A 21,263-nucleotide genomic window follows, 5' to 3' on the forward strand; every position below is an offset into this window, starting at 1 on the left:
CTTGACATATCGTAAAATATGGATATAATACCTTATGGATTCAGCGACCAAGAAGATGTATGTCGAGGCGCTCGAGCTGTATGATAAGGGTAAGGTAAAGGAAGCCCTCGAAGGTTTAAAGAAAGTTGCCAGTCAATATGCCAGTTACCCGGACGTTCATAACGCGCTGGGACTCGCCTATTCGCACCTGGGTAATAACCAGACGGCCATTGCGAGTTTTCAAAAAGCCATCGAGCTGAATCCGAACTACATAGAAGCGTACGTTAACCTCGCCATCGTTTATAATGACCAGTGCCAGTTCGATGCCGCGATCAAATCATTCGAGCGCGCGGCCAGCCTGGAGACAAAGGATAAGGGCTTTTCGCCGCAGATCAAAGCGAAGCTAGCCAATACCTATGTCCAGCTCGGGGACACTTATTACGAGCTCCAGGAATTCCAGAAAGCGCGCGAAGAGTATGAACGCGCAGCGAAGATCAGTCCTGCTTTTCTCGATATTAAACTAAAGCTTGCCAAGACCTACACTCAGCTGGATGATTTCAAGAAAGCGGAATCGATCCTGCATGAGATCCTGGACCGGAATCGTAAGTACCTTGACGCACGAACGTTGCTGGGTTTGTGTTTCTACCAGCGGCAAAAATATTTAGACGCGCAGAAAGAGTGGGAAGAGGTCGTGAGGGTCGATCCTACGAATATCAAGGCAAAATCGTATCTAAACATGCTAAAGGAGAAAAGAAAATGACGAAGATCAAAAAACTGAAGAAAAGCGAACTGAAGATCTTTGAAAAACTGCTCATCAAAGAACGGGAAGGCATCCTGAAGGGCCTGGCGTACGATAGCGAGCAGATCGCCCGGACCCAGGTGGAAGCCTCCGGAGACCTTTCCGCATACGCCAACCACATGGCCGATCAGGGCACGGAAACGGAAAAACGGGAGATCTCGTCGCAGATACTGTCCCAGCGTCGGGAAACGCTCTTTGAGATCGACCTGGCGCTCAGGAAGATCGCTGAAGGCAAATACGGTTTTTGCGAAAAATGCGGCAAGCCCGTGGAGAAACGGCGTCTCAAGTTCTTGCCCCGCGCCCGGACCTGCATCAAGTGTACAAAATAGCCCGCCGTCAATTTGACAGTTTCATTTTCACAACATAAACCATCATCCGGCATGAATACCGGGGTCATTAAGAAAAACATCCTGCTCCTAGTTTGTAGTATCGCCGTGGCGGTCGTCCTTGACCAGGTCACCAAGATCCTGGTCACCAACGCGCTGACGCCGTTCGAGCCGCCCCGGGAGATCTTCGGCTCATTGTTACGGTTCAAACTGGCGTACAATCCCTACGGCGTGTTCAGCCTGTCCTACGGGCATGGCATCCTATACTATATTCTCACCATCGCCGGCGTGATCCTTTTCACTTATATCGGATTATCCCAGACCGAGCGGCTGAAAGTCGCGATCTTTGGCCTTATCATCGGCGGCGCGCTCGGCAATCTGCTGGATCGTTTACGGCTCGGCCACGTGATCGACTATATAGATATGGGTCTTGGCAATTATCGATGGTTCACATACAATGTAGCTGACGCCTTCATAACGATCGGCGCCATTATATTGATCGTCCAGGAACTGCTGTTTAAAAAGAAAGATCAGTCCGACCCAACACCGCTGTAATCCCCGTACAAGCTGCTATATATGATCTGTCGTGCCATAATAAGCTTCACGTAATTCTGCGTTTCACTGTACGGTATCAGCTCTATGAACTCGTCAAGTTCGGCATTGGGGTCCTGGGCAAGCCATTTCTTGACCTTGACCGGCCCCGCATTATACGCGGCCAGTGCCAGCGGCACGGAATTGAAATCGCTGGTCACCAGTCCGTAGTAATAACTTCCGAACCGGATCGAAGTTTCCGGATCGTAAAGGGAATATTGATCGATACCGAAATCGCGGGCGATCAGCCGGCCCGTGGAGGGGATTATCTGCATGAGCCCGCGGGCATCCGCCGTGGAAGTGGCGCGGGGGTCGAACAGGCTCTCCTGCCAGATCAGTGCCAGGGTCAGGATCGGGTCGGTCTTCTGTTCCATGATACTGAAGGCGTAACGCACCGGATAGATCATGTTCATGAATTCCCTGGGAAAATTCCTGATACCGCGCAATTCGGCGAGCGCCTTAATTTTCAGACCAAAGTTAACGGACAGCCGGTCGGCGCCGCAAAGACGGCACAAGCCCATGAGATAACACAGGTCCTGCGCTGACATGTCCTCGATCATTTCCAGTTCAGCCGCCACCGCCTCAACATCATTGAGGGCGAAATATCTGATCGCCCGGCTGACATGCAAAGAATCCTCGTGATCAAAGGTCACGGTCGAATCCCCCCATTGCTGGACCCATTGGCTCAACGACAATGAATCAAAGACCACGGTCTTTCCGATTTTAAACAGGGAGTAGTAAGATAACGGGTACCGTCTGAACAGCAGCGCTTTCAGGCTGTCAGTGGGCTGGTTTAAACGATCCTTCGCGCGGATCTGCCAGTAGAGAAAACCGGGTTCGGTACTGTCATCCAGCACCGAGACGACCTGGTCCAGCCTGCCCAGACGGTATAGTTGCATGGCGGCCCGGAAACGCGTTCCCTTTTCCTTGACCTGCAGGAACACCTGAACCGCGGACAGCGTGTCGCCGATATCTTCAAGCAGGAATGCCTTGCGTTTCAGCGCCCTGGTCGCGTACCGGCTGTTCTTGTGAAGGCTGCATAACGAATCATATATGCCGATCGCCCGCGCGTAATCCATCTGGTCTTCACAGATCCTTCCCCGGTAGTAGAGCGCTTCGGTCCAGCCGCTGTTCCTGAAATTGGCGAGCGCGCGCTCGAACTGGTTCCGGTTATATGCGATCATGCCCAGCAGGTAATAGATCTCGCTGTCGCGCGAAGCCTTCTGGAACTGCTTTATGGCATCATCATATTTTTTCTGATAATAATAGACCTTGCCACACGCCCCGTGCTCTGCGGCGGTCAATGGTTTTACCAGCGACAACGCATAGTAAGCGCCGCTGGACCGCGGATATTTTTTTATCAGTCGCCAGGCGGTTTCCTTGATCTCGGTCCGTCGGTTCTGCTTTTCATACACCTTGAGCATGACATGGTCCCGCAGCGATGCGTCCTTCAGCTTACCGAGATCCTTTTTTACCGCCGCGATATCCGATGCCGCCAGCAGCATGTCAAAGAGCAGGCTCTGGTACCGGTCGGAAAGGTAATTATCCACCGAATCTATGCTGCCAAGCACACTCAGTGCGCTGTCGAATTTGTTTAAGGCATAATAGGTTTTTGCCAGGTACATGACCCGGTAGTTCGCCGGTTCGACATTTCTTTTCAAGTATTCGATCGCGCTGTCATAATCGGCCCGGTTGTAATGCGCGATCCCCTTCAACAGGTTATCATCGGCCAGGGATAGTACCTTGTCCCACCGCTGGGCGTTCAGGGCCACCCGCAGCATCAAATCCACGGGTAGGACAGCGGACCACGCCGTGCTATCAAGCAGGCGCTCGGCTTTTCCGTACTCACGCTGGTCAATGTACATCTGGAGCAGGACCTGCGCATGCTCCGGCGAATACGATGTCGCGGGGGCGGTCATGTTTTTCAAAATAACATATGCATAAAGCGGATTATCGCGGTATGTCCGCTGAGCTTCTCTGACATAATCAGGCTCGGGTATGGCTTTTACCTCGGGCCGCGGACAGGATATGATGAGGATAAAAAAGATTATTGATTTACGCATGCCTGATGATTCTATCCAGAAAATGATTCGGGTCAAGACCGCCGGTGTGTATTTCGAATCAAATAACTTGAAATTTATTTTAAAAACACTACTTTTTCGACCTTACAGTATGCATCAGCTTCGAGTTTTATAAAATATATTCCGTTTGCTAATTCTCCTGTTTTCAAAGGAACTTCATTCATGCCGGTATGTGCTTTGTTTGCAAATAACTTGTTTACCAATCGGCCCGTAACATCATACAACTTAATGATCACCTGACGTTCATCCGGCGAATTGAATCTGATCTTGATCATTCCTTTTACCGGATTGGGATAAATCCTATCCATAGAAAACGGCCGGCTGATCATGATCTCGCTGCCCTGTGGTCCACCGCCACCGACTATTTGCTCATAAATTTCAAATCCGCTTAAAACCGCGAGTGAACCGCTAAGCTTTTTAACTTTGATGGTTATTTCATTATCTGCCAAGCACGAATCCGGGATCCAGGTTTCCTGAATCACCTGCTCACAAGGATTGACCCAGCGGTTATGATGCAGAATATCGTCAATGCTGAAATCGAGCTTGATCTTGTCCGGTTCCTGGTGATAATAGGTCCACTTGATCTTGTATTTCTTGTGGGGCGAATGCAAGGTCAAATGATAGATTAATTCCGTAGAATCGTAGTCTATGGTTTTGAAGTCTTCACTGCCGTAAGCTAAGAAACCATCACGCTGTACCAGTACCGGCACCGGTGTTTCCGTCCCCAGATCAAAGGAATATACAGGAATCTCTTCGGTCAAGGGAAGGTTGAGATAATAGATGTAGCCCAGACTGTCCAGTTGGCTGTATTCGGTCCAGATCAGATCCAGGGATGGCGTTTGATTCTGTTTTTTTGGGTTGAACAGTATCTGTGGATAATTGATCAGATCCGTAGAATAGTTGATTTCAACCGGGTCAATTAACCCGCTGGCTGGGATCGCGCCGTAATAGAGATGCGATAAATACCCATCTTGCTTGGTCCAGGCAAGATAGGAACCGCTGGCAATCGGATTTTCGCAGGCCGCAATGGTTATGGGTTGACTTAAGTTTTCGGTATTGGTCCAGCCAAAGCGGTACCGGATGGAATCTTTGGCGGTCCATAACAGTTGCACCTGATCGCCATTAACGGCAAGCGACGGAAAATCAACATTATTGCTTGTATTTATGTCGAACAATTGCCGATTGATCATGGAATCTGTAATGGTATAATATCTCATGGCCGTACTGTCGCCTTCCCATAAAATATGGGTAATGCCGGCCAAGTCATTCGTGATCGAAGGTGATATCAATAACGGCACCAAGGAATCACGGTAGGTCAGGGTATCCACGGGATTGGGCGTCTTAATGATCGTGTCAATGATCTGGTAGGCAAAGGCATCGGGATTAGTCAACGCGAATGTCCCATAGATCAATGCCGGGCCTTCCACAACTACAATATGGGGATAGGGCTCGCCCGGCGTAGGATTGATGGTCGGTCCATGATAGGATTTGAAGGTTACATAGGCCATAGTGTCTTTGACCGCCAATGAGGGCGCGCCCACGCCCCAGAGATAGGTGCCGTAGGTATGAAACAGCAATTTCGTAGGTTTGGACCAGGAAACGCCGTTGTAAGAACGCATTCTCAAGTATTCCACATAATACGGCATACCTTCGAATTCCTGGTAGCCATGATAACACCAGATGCAGTAGAGTTTGCCGTCAGCGCCCATAGCAAGTGCTGGATATTTGCCTTCACCTAAAAATCCAGGTTCTGACCAAACCGTATCTTGTAAGACCGTATAATAAATATTATCTCCATTGGTAAACACTAAATGCAGAATGCCATTATTGTCTTTTAACATGCGGTGCGCATTATTGTAGGCCGTGGCTTCAGGAATCTCTGATTCAGTAATCTGGGTGATATTTTGATTGGCTGATGGCAGATTGATGATTTTGCGTACCAGATAATAACTGGTCCCTACTTTTTCGGTCCATAGGGCAAATAGCTTCGGTCGTGTTATACCACCCGTAACAAAACCTTGAGGGTACGAGGACACATTACTTAAAGTAGACGAAAGATTCCCTAGGGCTTGCCATGTGTTCGCACTAAGGCGACGTGCACAATAGATATCGTCGAGATATTTCCACATCACAAGATCCTTGGAAGCAAGATAAGTGTAACCTTCAATACCCTCTGGCGAACAGTCGATATTTGCGGTAACAATTTCCGGATTTTGTGGAATATAAGCTGTCCCGGAACGTATAAAAGATAAATACACAAGTCCAAAATTTTGACCATCATCGCCTTCAAATGTGATCCGTGCTTTATCATTGCCTGCCCAAAGCGCAGGCGTGCCGAACGCCGTACAGTTTGGTATGGACAGAGACTGCCAGGAACTCGATTGGCCAATTGTACGGTAATACAGTTTTAATGGCCCAGAATAATTTGCTGGTATATAGTCATACCCGATCACAAAAAGCCGATCATCTGATGGATTATTGATATCTCCCCGGTCGATACCAATGCTTGGAAATTGTGCTGAATTATTGCTACCGGGCACCGATGAAAAATTTGACGCAGCCGGGTTGCTCAAAACAAAGCTGACCATTTGCATATTACTGGCATCATTTTTATTTTTGAACAAAATATAACCACTGTCAGATGGAAAACCAGCAGTTATGGCAAACGATGGCGGACTGAGACTGTCTTCGATCGGATACCACCCAGAGATTTCATTCATTTTATGAGCATAGATATCGCATGTGTGCCATTGATTGCTCAGCCAATAAGAACAAAAATAACCGCGAAACCAACCAGCAGTTCCTTTTTCACCCGACCAATAGATCGATCCCCAGACTACATAAGGCGTGCCGGTACTGGTAACGGCAATAGCCGGATTGCAGTGACATCCATTCGCATTATATCCTGGAATTGGCAAAGGTTCTGATATGAAACTATTGCCGCCATCTGTCGAACGCAGGCAACATAGTTCACGTTCTCCCCAATCACCGATGATACAAGCCGTATACACATTATTCCCATACCTAATTGTCTTCGCCCCATTATTAAATGCACTCATCTTAGAGTATGATGATCGAGCAATGGTGCCACAAACAATAACTACCTCATTTGACCAGTTGGAAAAATGTTGATATCCAGTATCATAACAGCGTACTTTATATGTGTATTCATGCCCAAATTGCACATCAGTATCAATATACTGGGTTAAATTTGATTGTGGTATATCTTTCCAGCTATTATTCCATGCTCCGTTATCTACTTTTCGGGCGATAATAAAACCTGCTTCTCTACCTGAAAAATCTTGCCAGGTCAATTTGATTGAAACCATGTTAGGTGATATTGCATTTAGAAAATTTGGACTTTTTATTGCAATAATATTTATTTGTTTTAGATTTGGTTTATAATTATGTTTTGTAACAGTTAAGTCTGCTGAGCCTTCATACAATCCACTGGGAATAGGTCCCAAGTAAATTTTACCATCGTTTCCGCTATAACCTGTAATATGAATACCTGCAGACCCAGTGTTTTCGTTCCAAATACATCCAAATGCATCGCTTAATGGGTTATATTGTGCGTCGTGTACATAAACTGGATAAATTTGACCCCATTCAGCATTACCTGGCCAATCAAGAGATAATGTTTGGGGAATATCTGTCCATGCATATAATGTAGGATCTCCGAGTAAAGTCAGTCCATAAATACAATATCTGTATAATGTATCTCTAGTATCATGCAGAGCATAGGCAAGCGGAACATAGAGATATTTTGCTAATGAAAGTGCATTCCCTAATCTATAGTTATTAATCCGATGAAATAACCAATAGTCCAAATTTTCTGATGGTCCCATCGTTGGTGGAGTACACCATCCACTTTTGGAATTCACTACACACGCTACAAAACCACCATTGTTGTTATTAATTAAATGTTCTGCAATACAATCTTCGTTTTCATATAAGTAATTGAATTCACCAACATTGCAGGCAATGGATACTAGTATTCCGTTTTTAGGATAATTTATCAAAGCATCAGCGGTTATAGTAGTGAATAAATTAGACCCACTTTGATATACAAATGCAGAATAACATCCATGGGAGGCAATATGCACAAGTCCAAAACCTACATTTAAAGAGTCTTTAAGTATTTCCTCATTTAAATTTCCACTTGTTTGATAAAGCTTTGATTTTTGCCAATTATCCGGAAATAAATATGCTATATAATTGTTAATTATATCACCGTAATACGCCGGATCGGTAAAAAGCCTAATAGCAGGTAATAGAATTTTCGTCAAATAAACAGCAGGTGGATTTTTTTCATACGTGTTCCACTTATTATAATATGCAAGAAGCTCTGTGATATTTTCCACAGGAATCCTGCCAATGTGAATGTCAGCATAAAGGTCAACATCATCCTCAGCTTCTCCAAAAACGGAATTGTTATTACCATCCCAATTTCCTTCAAGTGCACTAAAATACAAATCACTGCAAATATCACTACTGCGCCACTCAACTAAACGGTAAGGCAAAATATCGATGTCTCCGATAAGCAATACATATTGTATTCCATAATTATCAAAATAATATTTTATAAAATTGCGCATCTTTTCTGCATCATCTCTACCGGAGAGTGAGGAAAAATCCGATGGTGTTTTAACAATAGTACCTAAACCTGTTTTTGTTTTCCAATTCACGAGTTCTTGAATATAGCTCGCGTTTGCTAGTGTCTGCGATGTTATAATTAATAAATCATATGATTCATTCCTTTCTGATATGATCGGTGGATGATTATTTTCTACGTCTTGAGGATTGATGACTATACTTTTTACTTCTTCTGCGAAAGCTGCATATTGTTTTGCAGTTAAGGTTATCTCATTATCATAATCATCAATCCATTCTATTTCCAGTTTAACATGTGTATAAATCTTCACTGTCCTTGATGCAGGCAAATATTGAAGGGGAAAAATCAGAATCCCGCCTATTCGAAATCCATCTTTTGTGCCTGTTCGCGAGATTTCTGTCATCTTTCCTGGATAATAAGTATTCAGAGCATATAATGAATCATTAGGCTGAACAAAAACAATGCTGTCGGTGTCTGAGACACATCTTGGGTATTGAATAGGATACAAATAATACTTCCCTGATAAAATAACGCTATCTAGAGGTATACATTCAGCGCGCGTGATTGTTGCATTTAGTGGTACTATTATGTTGAAAAAGACTTTTGGAATCATTGGAAAACCAACTTTTTCTGCATAAAAATCGTGCTCATCCGCATCAATAATATCATAGCCATCTAACTGTCTAAAATTGAAAGTATCTAGTGGAAAAGCAATATTTTTACACCATGTTCCGGCTCTCAAAAATGCCATAGAAAGAAACAGCAATAATAAGCATTGTTTGCTCGTATTCATTATCCCTCCTTAGAAAAAACAACCGATCCCAAGTTGAAAAATATGGCTATCTAAATTCACATTATCAGCCAATGGTCTTACTGCCACACTCAATAATGAAGTGGATTGTTTCATCCCGATAGAAAAATGTTTTGTTATCCAAATACGTTCGATAACATGAAGGTCAACACCCCATCCAGAGCTTGAATATACATCTGTTGGAGAATGATTAAAACTATATTCACCAAAACTATACATAACATCAATCCCCGGTTTAAATGAAAATATCCAAACTGGGATATCGTAACCTGTGCCAAGCGATACATTTTTTAGTTCTAAGAATTGCGGGCAGGTTGTCGGACCCCCCAAGCTACCTATGGTGGATATTCGGGATAACGATATAGTTACCGGTACATGCTCAATAGGGTAAATTTCAATTTCGACCTCAGGAAGCATTGTTTTATTATCTGTCAGGTTCCACGGATCAATTGATGACGGATCCTCTAAATGAAGAGGACCATATCTCATGCTAATTCCTATGAGACCCTTTGATTGACTGCTAGCAGACTCAACATTTGCCTTCTGTCCATAGCTTAGTACGGCAATGAATAACGAACAAGAAAAAATCAATTTACGCATTTCATCTCCTCAATCATATTATGATTATACATTTATTGACTTCATGGTCTTTAATCTGTCATATTTCTTTTTATTAGACATAATCTAATATCATATTATATTATTACATAGCTGTTTGTCAAGAGATGACTTAAACCTCGATTCAAACCATAATTTTAAGAATTTTTTTGCAGAGCTAAAGCTCTGTCATACTGCGCGATAAATAAATATTTAGTTATAAAGTAATTGTGCAATCAATATATATTACTAAATACTAGATAAAATAATTACAAAATTACTACATCTCATTTCCTACTTATTAAGTTATTAAGTTTGAATAACTACTTCCTACTTATTATCTTATGAGCTTATCGGTTTTTTCAGGAAACTATCAGCTCCTGCTCGTTGAAAAAGAACCGTATCTCCCGCTCCGGATTTTCATCGGGCGCCGACGCGTGCACAACATTCTCGCCGGTCGAAGTGCCGTAAAGATGCCGGATCGTGCCCGGCGCGGCTTTCTTCGGATCCGTGGCGCCGACCACCTCGCGCAGCTTCTTAGGTCCTTCAGGATGCTGCAGGCAGCATACCACGATCGGTCCGGACGAAATGAAATCGCACAACCAGTCGTAGAAATCCTTGTCTTTGTGGATCTCGTAGAACCTGCCGCCCTGTTCCCTGGTAAGCTGGATCAACTTCATGCCCACGATCTTGAATCCGGCGTCGATTATATGTTTCAGGATCGCGCCGATAAGGTTTCTTTTAACGGCGTCGGGTTTGATTATCAGTAGTGTTTTGTCCATAGCCAAGTATACAAAAAAAGGAATTTTTGTCAACCGACTCAAAATTCACCCCCTCCTTTTTCCTCCCCCCTCGAGGGGGAGGGTAAGGGTGGGGGGAGGGGGTAGCCATTACAACATTCAGAAAATCATTTGACAATCTTTTTTTTCTGAATATAATGGAACGGTGAACATGCGGATGACATTCATATCGTGGATGACGATGACCGTTATGCTAATCATGGCCAACTGTTCCTCTGACCAGCTCGTTACCGAGATCGTCGACGGCGATACGTTCCGCCTGGGATCCGGCGAGAGCATTCGGCTCTTGGGCATAAACGCGCCGGAAATGAGCGACCCGGGCGGCGATATTGCGAAAGACTTTCTCACGATCATGCTCCATGATAAGAGTGTACGGCTGGTCCGCGATATCAGCGACAAAGATGATTATAAAAGGCTGCTCCGGCATGTTTACATCAACCGCACGAACATCAATGCCGAAATGATCAGGCTGGGATATGCCGAAGCCAGGTTCTACCCGCCCGATACCATCCATGCAGTCGAATTCAAGGAATTGGAAAAGATCGCCATCCGCAACCGCCGCGGCCTGTGGATATTCCCGGTGTTCCAGCTGCCCGATACGAGCGGGATCGCCGTGAAAACCGAACCTGGTTTCGATCAGGCTGATGTTATTTCACACACCCAGGCATCGCGCTATTATGGAAAGCGCATGACCGTTGAGGGGACCATCGTCATATCCAACAACACGGGCAAGGTCTGCTTTCTGAATTTTGACCAGGACTGGAGGAATCATTTTACCGCGGTCATATTTGCCAGTGATTTTGCCCTATTCCCTCCCCATCCCGAGGATCACTATCTGAACCGCATGGTCCAGGTGACCGGCTTGATCAAGGAATACAAGGGAAAACCAGAGATCATCGTAAAGAGCCCAAGTCAGATCAAGATCGTCCGCTGATCCCAGCATCGATCCCGATATTCACGACCGCGTAAAACAACTACTGCAGGATAACTTGTGGTACTTTTTTCTCCGGATGGTTGACCACCACACACCTGATATTGTATACCTTCTGGATCACATCCTCGGTTATGATCTCGCGCGGAGTTCCCTCTTTGTAGATACGCCCTTCGTGCATCAAGACCAGCCGGTCACAATACTGGCTGGCGATGTTGAGGTCATGGTTGACGATAATGACGGATATGCCTCCCGCGTTCAAAGCGCGCAATAACTCCATGATGCTATGTTGATGATAGAGATCCAGGTGGCTGGTCGGCTCGTCGAGCAGCAGTATTTTCGCACTTTGCGCCAGGGCGCGGGCGATGACAGCCCGTTGCCTTTCGCCGGAAGACAGGGTTTGGATCAGGCGCTGTTTGAGCTCTTCCAACTCTGCCGATGCAACAGCTTGCAGAATGGCTTCCTGATCACCGGCGCCTAGCGGCTGGAACGGACCCAGGTATGGGTACCGCCCCATGGCCACCACATCCAAAACCCTGAAGTTAAGACCGAAATGGGTTTCCGGCGCGACGAATCCCAGGTACCGCGCCCGCTGGCGGGGCATGAGGCCGCGCATATCAAGACCGAAGATCGATAGTTCTCCCCGGTAGCCGGGAAGGATGCCGGCTATGATCCTCAGCAAGGTGGACTTACCTGCGCCGTTCGGCCCAATGACACCAAGGAATTCACCCGGCATCATCGATAACGATACCTCACGCACCGCATCCTGCGTCCTGTATGAATAGCTGAGATGCTGTGCGCTGACTGGCTGCGCCGTTGGTTCCACCAGATTCATTTCCACGCCCGGTACAGGTATATGAAAAATGGCACGCCGACCAATGACGTGACGACGCCCACCGGCAGTTCATAAACGGAAATGGTCCGTGAAAGTGTATCGGCAAACAGCAGAAACGTGGCTCCGAGCAGGAAAGAAGCGGGCAGGTTACGCAGGTGTCGTGGTCCGAAGATCATGCGCGCCATGTGCGGGACGATCAAGCCAACAAACCCGATCGCGCCGACGACCGAAACGACCATCCCGATCAAGAGCGAGGTCGCAAAAAACACCCGCGTGGAAAAACGTTGGATATCGATCCCAAGGCTGACCGCGGTTTCCAATCCCTGGGACATGATATCGAGCTCGCGGTAGTATCGATAAAGGTAAGCGAGCAGTCCGGCGGCCAGGATAACGATAATGGTGATCATGATCCGGTTCTGCCCGTTCACGACGGTCCCCAGGTATCCCATGAGCAGGTAAAGCACCTCGTACAACTCGCGCTTTCCCAGCACCAGGATGATCATTACCAGCGATGAACAAAGAAAGCTCATGATGACGCCGGCCAGGATCAGGCGGTCCCTGAGTAATCCACCCTCGACCCGGGCTAGCGAGTACGCGCCGAAACTCACCCCCAGCGCGCCCAGAAAAGCGAACACGGGGCTCGTCACGCTCGCGATCATCATGCCGGCCGCGGTACCCAGGGCCGCGCCGGATGCCGCGCCCAGCGTGTATGGTTCGACCAGCGGATTGCCGAACAAGCCCTGCATGACCGCGCCGCAGAATGCCAGGATCCCGCCGGCGAAAATACCCAGGCCAACCCTGATAATGCGCAAGTAGAGAATGTCTGGCGTCAGTTGGACCGGTCCGATGAGAATGCCGGCAGCGACGGCCAGTGCAAAAATACAGGCAACGGGGATTATCTTATTCAATTATCTTCCTTAGTTCTTCAAAACCAAGGACCAGACGCGGTCCGGGTCTCAGCAGGATATCGGGATCAAGACCGGTAGAGATCGTTCCGTTGGCGACCGCTGCCACCTTTGACCAACCAAGCCGGTTGTCGATCTTTTCGGGATGCAGCACGATCACGATATCAGGATCGCGGCGGACGATCTCTTCCTGGGAAATCACCGGATAATCCTTGTCGATATCCGAAAAGATATTGGTGCCGCCGGCCAGCGTTATCATCTCGTTTAAAAAAGACCGCTTGCCCACGGTCACCAGCGGCCGCGGCGACAGCTCAACATACACTTTTTTCCTGCTGATCCCAGGGTTCTTCGGCCTGATCACAGCGCGCATGGCGGCATCGAGCGATTCGGCTTGGGCTTTTTTACCAACCAATACACCCAGCGATTCTATTTCCCGGTATATGTCATCGAGAGATGACGGGCTGGATACGAATATCGAGATGCCCATGTCTTCCAGCGATCGCTTTATGCGGTTTTGTTCCGGGAGGTTTACTATGACCAGGGACGGCTTCAACGCAACGATCCGCTCCAGCGATGGGTTGGAAAAATCGCCGACCTTATACTTTGTCAGGGTTTGTGCCGGATAATCACAATAGGTTGTAACGCCGACCAGCTGGTCGCCGGCGCCAAGCGCGAAAACGATCTCGGTCATGGCGGGCGAAAGCGATACGATCCTGTAACCGGACTGGATAGCGGGATTTGTGCAGGATATTAGAACAAAAAGCGCAAGGGAAAAAGCAACCGCGGGTGGTTCTTTCACGAAACCTAGAAGAACAGACAGCTCTTTTTCACCCGGCTTTCGATTTCGTCTTTTGTTTCGTCGATCTTTTTATCGACCTTGCCCCTCAACTCGTCCATGAGCTTGCCGCGGTCGATGAAGTCTTTGAATTGGGACTGGAATTTTTCGATCTCCCGGACTGGCAGTTTTTCGACCAAAGGCGCCAGTTGTCCCTTTTGCAGCTTGGTCGTAAAATTCTGGTCGAGGAGCACTTCCTTGGCGCCTGCAATCAGGCTTTTGACTTTTATTTTTCCCTCAAAAACGCTGAACTGGCTCGAGCCATTTTTGTCGACCATAGTCTTGAAGGTCGTGCCTCGGATAAAGGCATGGGCGGCATCGGTCTTGACCTCGAATTCGTCGCCTTTGTTCAGCTTGGTCACTTTGCTTACCATCTCGCCGAAGGAAGTGAAGATCGAACTGAAAATGCCCTTCTTAGTCTCCTCTTTGCGTTCGATCTTTATGCTGGAATTCGGTTCCAGCCGGATCAGCGAATAGTTCGATAACTGGATCTCGCAGACCGATTCATCGCCGGTCGTGATCACATCGTTGGTGTAAAGCTGGGTGTTCAGCACGATCGAGTATTTTTTTAAATTCCTCTCGAGCACTGCCGAGCCGACCAGGTAAGAAACCTTGGCCGGCACTTCTGCACTCACCAGGAATAAAGTAACGATACCGACAATGAAATTCATTATTTCCTCCCGGGAAGTTCTTTTCCCCGATATTTTTCCCAGAGCGAGACATAATGCTTGCGGCTCACTCCGTCAGCTGATCTTCCCTCATGCTGCACAGAATCTTCAAACCGCGAAAATACCTTTTCCTCTGATCGTTCCTGCGCCAGGATCAGCGGCAAGCCGATCACCAGCATGTACAGTACCAAAAAATAGGAGCCATAACCGAGGCTGATGGAAACCATAAGCATCATCGCACTGAAATAGAAGCTCACGAAATTCCCGGTCGTTATTTCCTCGGTACGCACCGACCGCTCGCGGATCACGATCGAATACAAAAGCAGGATGATACCCAGTATCGGAAAGATCGGATATGCTTTCATCCGGTACGCGGGCCAGGCAACGACCGTAATCACACCGACGACGAACGCCGCGTAGAACGCCAGCGCGAACGCTGCGCGCAGCGGGAAATTGTACATATCGGACGGCAGGAGCCCCGATTGAAAAAACAACCGCTTCAGGTAATACTCGCGCGCCAGCCAAATGATCAGCAGCATTGTATAGACATATGGCACGATCCAATCTTTGAACGGGCTCAGGCAGTTATAGAAAAACAGACCTGTGTACAATGTTATGAAAATGATCCAGACAAGTCTTTTCCAATTAATATTCTTCATTCTTTATTTCTGTTCTCCGAAAACGATGTCGAATGCCATCATTCCGGTCTCAGCCGGGCAGACAACGACATTGTTCTTCTTTATTTCACCCCAGACAGAATACTGCTGTTTCCGCACCATCAGCTCCAGTTCGGCTTTTTTCATCTCGGACGCGCTGAATTTCATCTCGCAGGCCACCATGTTCAGGACATCGCCCAGCCGGTACGCGCTCCCGGCGGTGACATTTCGGAAGGTCGAGGCTGGATACAATACGACATTGGCGCCAAAATATGAACAAAGCCCCTGCAGCAAGTACTCCTTGAGGCCGGTCGGGCCGGTCGTTATCACCCTGTTCAAGGTCTCGCTCAACAGGTTTTGAATGCCGCGGATCCTCGCGCCAGCACCCGAATCACTGACCACTTTCAGCGGTTTCATCATGGTGTCGGATAAATTCCGCCCTTCGATCTTGAAATCGACCAGCCCCGGGGGCAGTTTAAGGAAAGCGTTATCAACGATCCAAACCACGTCGCTGCGCTCTCTAACCAGGGCCAGCATCGTTTCGTCGCTGATCGACAATGAATCCTTGCCCTTGCTGATAATGGCAAACCGTATGCCTTTGAAATTCGTTATGCCGTAACCCATTAATCTTTTGACCGGGAAAAACCTAAAACCATAGACTGGACGGTCCATTATTATATAATCAACAGGAAGACCGCTCAGCGCTTCAAAAAAGTTAGTACGTTCCAGGATGACATCCAGAAACGGCCATTTGAAATCAAGATAACCGATTGTGATCTTATTGCTGTCCGCGGCCGCCGAAAGCGCCGGTTTCTCCTTGAATAGATCATCGTAGATCGCGCCTACATAAGCGACTTCAATGATCTTGGCGGTCGGTCCGATTCTTTTGGGACAATTCAGGAACAATGGCAGCAACAGGAAAAACGCAAAAAAATAAGGATTTAACTTCGCGTGCATATTCAATTATAGTGAAGGATTTACCGATGTCAATATCAACAAGGATAAGGTTTTACTGCATCAGGATCAAAGTTTATTCAGTCGGTTCTCCCGGCGGAATATCCTCATCACTCGCGGGCGACTCCAGGAACTCTTTTATAAAATCCTCAGCCGCCTCCTCCTGCCCTTCTTCAACGAGCACCTCGCCCCAGCCGCCTTTCATTACCTTTGCCAGACCGTCAAGCCAGGCGGTCTCGAACCTCTGGATCTCGGCGTCGATGCCCTGTCCTTTAAGCATTTCCCGGATCGTAATCGCGGTGAACTCATCGGGCGCCATATATACCCTTTTTTTCATTCGGCTTCCCCTTACTGACCGGTGATCATTGAACGATCCGGATGTTCATTTTCCGGGAATTTCCTCTTCGATCCATTTTTTTATTTCGGATTTGGCCGGGATCTTGCCCGAACATTTAACCTTGTCGTTGATCACCAGACCCGGGGTAGATAGGATCTTGTATTCCATGATCTTGGTCAGGTCTTTGACTTTTTGCAGGTCAGCAGCGATGTTAAGCTCGGTCAGAACCTCCACGGTCCGCTTATGGACTTCCTCGCACCGCGGGCAGCCCGGACCCAGTATCTTGATCTCCATTAAGACCTCCTTTTTTCACTTAAACGCCAGGAAATATATCCCGACGAATATGATCAGCACGGCAGCAGCCTTGCGCAGGTAAAAGTTAGCTTTTTGTAAGTGCCTTGATTCCAGCAGGTTCTTTGCCAGACCGACCGATGTACCGGCCACCACGATCAGCGTGCAGTGACCTAGGCCATACGTGAACAACAGACCCAATCCGTAGACCACGCTGCCTTTGGCCGCGATCAAGACCAGAATGACGGCAAGGATCGGGACCGCGCACGGCGTGGAGACGATACCGAAGAGCATACCCATTAACAATGCACCCACCAACCCCCCAGCCTTGAAATTCTTCGGGGTCACGGCGGGCAAAGGTATTTTAAAGATCTCCAGCAGATAGATCCCCATCAGAAAGCAGACCGCGGCCACGACGTACCGCCAGAAAGATCCGACGTCACCGAGCAGCCGGCCGGTCGTCGCGGCAATGATCCCCAGAATGCTGAAACTCACGGACAGGCCTATGACGAAAAAGAACGAAAACACCAATGCTTTCTTTACGCCGGTTAGCTCCCTGGTGCCACCCACAAAACCGATCATCAAAGGGATCATCGCCAGCACGCAGGGATTGGACGCGGTCATCAAACCGCCGACAAAAACGAGCAGGAACGCCAGCCACGGATTCGTGTTGATCACGCGCTCGGCGTTCTGCATTAACGCATTCATGGTTTATTTATTCAACAGTTCGTCCAACTTTGTCTTGACCGCCTTTTCTTCCATCTCGCCCACATTGCGGTGCATTTCCTTGCCGCCGCGGTCAATGAATACCAGGGTCGGGATCAGCATAATCTGGTATTGTTTGGTCAATTCCTTCTGTGTGTTGACATTCACCAGGATGATCCTTACCCGGTCGCTGTATTCCTCGTCGATCTTCGCGAGCCTTGCTTTCATGATCTTGCAGATCTTGCATTGTGCCCCGGTAAAATCAGCCAGGACCGGCTTGTTAAATTCAAGGATCAGTGTTTCAAGTAATGGCACGGCACCGGCATAGGTTTCCGCCGCTCCCCCGACGTCCTTTTTTTCCATATCCGTCTTGGCCTGCGCCAACATCCCGGCCGCGGCTTTCATGGCGCTATCGATCTCAATACCCTGGTGCCAGGGATCGCGGCCGTAAATATCAGCGAACGCTTCCCAATTTCTGTCTATTCGTTCGATGATGGACTCGGCATCACCGGATCCCATAGCCGCGCCCTTCTCAATGATGTCCCCGATATCCGCGGTTATCGCGTCGAGCGTTGAAGTCGCGGTCGTGCCGGTGGCGGCATTTTCCTCGGCCGCGCATAAAAAAGAAGCCGGCAATGCCAGAAATGAGCACAATACGCTGAACAAAACGCCATGAATCCTGAACATTAAAACCTCCCCATTTCATTAAAAATCAATGCTGGCCGCCTGCAGGACCTCTTTAGACTCCTGGCTTTGCACGAAGACCGCGATGCCGATATCCTCGGGGTTCACGGCATGGAAAGGTGGCACTGTCCCGCCGATCGTGTCCGGCACCAAGAAATCCCTGGCTATGACTTTCGTTTCACCTTCGCTGATCGGCAGGTTCTCCGGCGTCAGCAGATCGACCATGACATAATGATAAAGCGTTTCCGGAGGCGACGGCGGCATATAGCGGATCGGTCCGATCTCATACAACGCGAACTGGACCTGCAGGTCAACAGGGATGATCGTGTCGACGGCGGTGATCTCGACGGACACATTGCCGGCGCGAGTGCTGCTTGCATAACTGCCGGTAAGCGTCATATGAAGCGGGCTTGTGGTCTTAAGGAGCGAATCGAGCACCGGCTCGTAGCTGCCGCAGCCCGCAAGGAATGTCGTGCCGTTGAAAAACATGAAAGCGCCGATCACGAACGTGTCGGCATAATACAGCCGCCGCGATTCGCTGCCGGGGCAGGAAAAGGGATCCCAACTGTCGAAGGTTGGATCCGCAGATGCATGGCAGGCAATGGATATGAATCGAGACCCATAGAGACTTTTAAGACGGCGTGCCTCGTATCTGTCATCATCCGCGCAGTGACATGCAGTATTAAGCAGTTCACCGACGACGTTCCGCAGGCTTTGCTCAATCATCGTGTTGACCGTTGTAACCTCGCCGGCAGCGACGGCGATCAGGGTCTCCTGCGGGATATAGCTGCTCAGTCCGAACCTTAGTTGGATATCGCCCGGCTGCAGGTCGGTTATTTCATAGTACCCGGAGTCGTTCGTTAACGCCTGCGCATCGGACGGCGTCGCGAGCACCGAGACCCCGGCCAGCCGGCTGCCCGCGAGATCGCTGACAAACCCTCTGATCATGCCGGTCGTCATTTCTTCTTCCTTCTGGCATCCAAAATAAACCGCGGCGGCAAGCGCCAGCATGAGCACCGGTGCAGCAAAGTTCTTCTTCATAGCGTTCCTTTCCTTAAAATCTAAGTGTGACTAGGAGACTGGGCGTGTGCGCTATGTAATCGGTCCCGCCCGCGCCGTCATCGTTCCTGGCATACTGGTACTTTAGGATCAATTTGCTCTGCATGGTAAATTCGTAGATGACCGCGATCGACCCGATCTGCGTCCTTATCTCAAGCTTCTCGTCGTTGAGCGTCGTCGCAATGTCATCGACACGGCCTGTTTGCCGGTATTCGTAACAAAACTCGGTCTTGAAGTTTTCTGACAGCGAAACGTTGATGCTTCCATTCGCGACCAGAAAATCGGACAGGGAGCGATGCCACTCGGTGATCGTTTCGTGCCATGTCGGTTTGATCTCTTTTAGTCTCTTCACGTAGATCGAGGCAGCGCATTTTTTTCCAAACAGCCCGATCGTGCGGTGAGTGAGCGAAATCCTTGCGCCCTGCCGGTTCTTCGCGTATGAAACCGCCCGGTAAAGCGGCGAAAAATAGGGATCCATCTGCAGGTAAAGGGCCTGGGCATCTATTTGATCTCCGCGTTTGAACTGAAGTCCGCTGATGATCCCGTAACCTTGCCTTACCGCGTCGGCGCTGTTCAGCAGGTTATCATCGCGCCGGCTCAAGGCACACTCGCCGACTGCCGCGCATCCGCCAAAACACGGAACGCGCAGATCAATACTGCCGACGTCGCTTTGCAGAGGATCAATGATGGAAATATCGACCGACTCAAGATCATCCTGCGCCCTGAGAACCGTGCCGCCTAATGATACCGGCGAAAACAGCGGCAGGTTAAGGACCAGTCTTCCCCGCGTACCATACGTATACTGAGCATAGTGTCCACCTTCCAACGCCAATTGGGTGCGCGCGAAAATGGCTTTGACGTCCCCGATATCCCCGCCGGCTTCGATCTTCAGACCTTCCAGCCGGTAATTTTCCTGGGGCTCTTCCAGGCTCTCTCCGCCGATCCCGCCCACTGAGATCTGACAAGCACAGCCTGATGCCGCCAGCGGGTTGTCATTGGTATCCCACCTCATGAGGGTCAGCGGCGTGAAACTCGTTTCGTAGCTGCCGAAATTCGCCAGGAACGGGCCGCGGTCCAGTTTGACCGACCACCAGCCGGCAAGCAGGTCAGTGGAAATAAAATCCGGCGGCGGCAGTATGTCATTGACATTCTCGTTCGAGATCCGGACGCCAGCCTCCAGTACCAGATAATCTACGATCGGATAGGACATGAAAAGGTCTATCCTTTGTCTGAAGCTTATGCCCTTCTTCAATATTTCTCCGTAGGAACCGGTAATTTCCGATGAATCGGTCTGGACATAACGTAACCTTAACTTTCCTTCGCCGCCAAACGTCAATCCATCGCTGCCATAAAGTGAGGACAGGCACGTCATAACGATACCCACGATACTAACGAAAATAACGCTCTTAACGCTCATGTGTCATTCCGTCTTGAGAAGCTCGCTCAGCAATTCATTATTCTGTTGCATTTGTCCAGCCAGTAGTTCGTTTATTAAGTCCAGGATCTTGAAGATCCGGCGGTCGGATACTTCATACCATACTTCCATGCCTTTTTTCTGTGAACGGACGATCCCGGCGTTCTTCAGGATCGACAAGTGGTGCGATACGTTCGATTGCTCGGCACCGACATGGGGAATTATCCTGCAGACGCAGCATGGTCCGCCGCGAAGTTTCTCAAGGATCTTTATTCTCAGCGGATGAGCCAGGGCATTAGCGATTTCGGCCTGCAAGTCGCGTCGATGTTTCATGGTATTATTATATGATTATATTTAAATATTCTCATATGTCAATAATTCCGATCGCCT

Annotated in this window: 21 protein-coding genes; 4 read left to right on the forward strand and 17 right to left on the reverse strand. The window is 48.5% G+C overall.

Features of this window, described 5'->3' with window-relative positions; translation table 11 throughout:
* Positions 1-34: 34 nt before the first annotated feature.
* From VF399_01980 to lspA, 3 genes are read left to right on the forward strand one after another with little or no spacing between them, the layout of a single operon-like run.
* A complete protein-coding gene (locus VF399_01980; protein ID HEX7319109.1) occupies positions 35-739 on the forward strand; it encodes a tetratricopeptide repeat protein in 705 nt (234 codons plus the stop codon).
* Entirely contained in the window at positions 736-1,107 is a 372-nt protein-coding gene (locus VF399_01985; GenBank protein ID HEX7319110.1) for a TraR/DksA C4-type zinc finger protein, read from the forward strand. Before VF399_01980 ends, VF399_01985 begins: the two co-directional genes overlap by 4 nt.
* A gap of 51 nt (positions 1,108-1,158) precedes the next feature.
* Positions 1,159-1,659, forward strand: a complete 501-nt coding sequence (lspA, locus tag VF399_01990) for a signal peptidase II (protein HEX7319111.1) — start codon at positions 1,159-1,161, stop codon at positions 1,657-1,659.
* Here lspA and VF399_01995 read toward each other — a convergent pair.
* From VF399_01995 to ndk, 4 genes are all read right to left on the reverse strand, one after another.
* Positions 1,635-3,758, reverse strand: a complete 2,124-nt coding sequence (locus VF399_01995) for a transglycosylase SLT domain-containing protein (protein HEX7319112.1) — start codon at positions 3,756-3,758, stop codon at positions 1,635-1,637. The genes lspA and VF399_01995 overlap by 25 nt on opposite strands.
* A gap of 74 nt (positions 3,759-3,832) precedes the next feature.
* On the reverse strand, positions 3,833-9,184 hold the full coding sequence (locus VF399_02000) for a C25 family cysteine peptidase (GenBank protein ID HEX7319113.1): 5,352 nt from the start codon (positions 9,182-9,184) through the stop codon (positions 3,833-3,835).
* 9 nt (positions 9,185-9,193) lie between these two features.
* Positions 9,194-9,802 (reverse strand): hypothetical protein, encoded by a 609-nt coding sequence (locus VF399_02005; GenBank protein HEX7319114.1) that lies wholly within the window; start codon positions 9,800-9,802, stop codon positions 9,194-9,196.
* Between the two features lie 359 nt (positions 9,803-10,161).
* Entirely contained in the window at positions 10,162-10,581 is a 420-nt protein-coding gene (gene ndk, locus VF399_02010; protein ID HEX7319115.1) for a nucleoside-diphosphate kinase, read from the reverse strand.
* A 199-nt stretch (positions 10,582-10,780) separates the two neighbouring features.
* Here ndk and VF399_02015 point away from each other — a divergent pair, with 199 nt between their 5' ends.
* Entirely contained in the window at positions 10,781-11,533 is a 753-nt protein-coding gene (locus tag VF399_02015) for a thermonuclease family protein (protein HEX7319116.1), read from the forward strand.
* Positions 11,534-11,573: 40 nt separating this feature from the next.
* On the opposite strand, the gene VF399_02020 is transcribed toward VF399_02015, so the two are convergent.
* The 13 genes from VF399_02020 to VF399_02080 form a co-directional block, all read right to left on the reverse strand.
* Entirely contained in the window at positions 11,574-12,365 is a 792-nt protein-coding gene (locus VF399_02020; protein ID HEX7319117.1) for an ABC transporter ATP-binding protein, read from the reverse strand.
* Positions 12,362-13,273 (reverse strand): iron ABC transporter permease, encoded by a 912-nt coding sequence (locus tag VF399_02025; protein HEX7319118.1) that lies wholly within the window; start codon positions 13,271-13,273, stop codon positions 12,362-12,364. The genes VF399_02020 and VF399_02025 overlap by 4 nt, the downstream gene beginning before the upstream one ends.
* Positions 13,266-14,069: a cobalamin-binding protein gene (locus VF399_02030; GenBank protein ID HEX7319119.1), complete on the reverse strand. Its 804-nt coding sequence runs from the start codon at positions 14,067-14,069 to the stop codon at positions 13,266-13,268. Before VF399_02030 ends, VF399_02025 begins: the two co-directional genes overlap by 8 nt.
* 5 nt (positions 14,070-14,074) lie before the next feature.
* Positions 14,075-14,776 (reverse strand): FecR family protein, encoded by a 702-nt coding sequence (locus VF399_02035; protein ID HEX7319120.1) that lies wholly within the window; start codon positions 14,774-14,776, stop codon positions 14,075-14,077.
* Entirely contained in the window at positions 14,776-15,432 is a 657-nt protein-coding gene (locus VF399_02040) for a hypothetical protein (protein ID HEX7319121.1), read from the reverse strand. Before VF399_02040 ends, VF399_02035 begins: the two co-directional genes overlap by 1 nt.
* Positions 15,433-15,435: 3 nt before the next feature.
* Entirely contained in the window at positions 15,436-16,386 is a 951-nt protein-coding gene (locus tag VF399_02045; protein ID HEX7319122.1) for a hypothetical protein, read from the reverse strand.
* Between the two features lie 73 nt (positions 16,387-16,459).
* Complete coding sequence (locus VF399_02050; GenBank protein HEX7319123.1) at positions 16,460-16,720, reverse strand: hypothetical protein; 261 nt, start codon at positions 16,718-16,720, stop codon at positions 16,460-16,462.
* Between the two features lie 45 nt (positions 16,721-16,765).
* Positions 16,766-17,014 (reverse strand): thioredoxin family protein, encoded by a 249-nt coding sequence (locus VF399_02055; GenBank protein ID HEX7319124.1) that lies wholly within the window; start codon positions 17,012-17,014, stop codon positions 16,766-16,768.
* A gap of 15 nt (positions 17,015-17,029) precedes the next feature.
* On the reverse strand, positions 17,030-17,719 hold the full coding sequence (locus VF399_02060; protein ID HEX7319125.1) for a cytochrome c biogenesis protein CcdA: 690 nt from the start codon (positions 17,717-17,719) through the stop codon (positions 17,030-17,032).
* A 3-nt stretch (positions 17,720-17,722) separates the two neighbouring features.
* On the reverse strand, positions 17,723-18,403 hold the full coding sequence (locus tag VF399_02065) for a thioredoxin family protein (GenBank protein ID HEX7319126.1): 681 nt from the start codon (positions 18,401-18,403) through the stop codon (positions 17,723-17,725).
* An 18-nt stretch (positions 18,404-18,421) separates the two neighbouring features.
* Complete coding sequence (locus tag VF399_02070; protein ID HEX7319127.1) at positions 18,422-19,441, reverse strand: carboxypeptidase-like regulatory domain-containing protein; 1,020 nt, start codon at positions 19,439-19,441, stop codon at positions 18,422-18,424.
* Between the two features lie 13 nt (positions 19,442-19,454).
* Positions 19,455-20,876 (reverse strand): hypothetical protein, encoded by a 1,422-nt coding sequence (locus VF399_02075; GenBank protein HEX7319128.1) that lies wholly within the window; start codon positions 20,874-20,876, stop codon positions 19,455-19,457.
* A 3-nt stretch (positions 20,877-20,879) separates the two neighbouring features.
* Positions 20,880-21,206 (reverse strand): metalloregulator ArsR/SmtB family transcription factor, encoded by a 327-nt coding sequence (locus tag VF399_02080; GenBank protein HEX7319129.1) that lies wholly within the window; start codon positions 21,204-21,206, stop codon positions 20,880-20,882.
* Positions 21,207-21,263 lie beyond the last annotated feature (57 nt).

This window comes from bacterium (assembly GCA_036382775.1).
GTDB lineage: Bacteria > Hydrothermota > Tepidihabitantia > SM23-42 > JAOAFX01 > DASVHD01.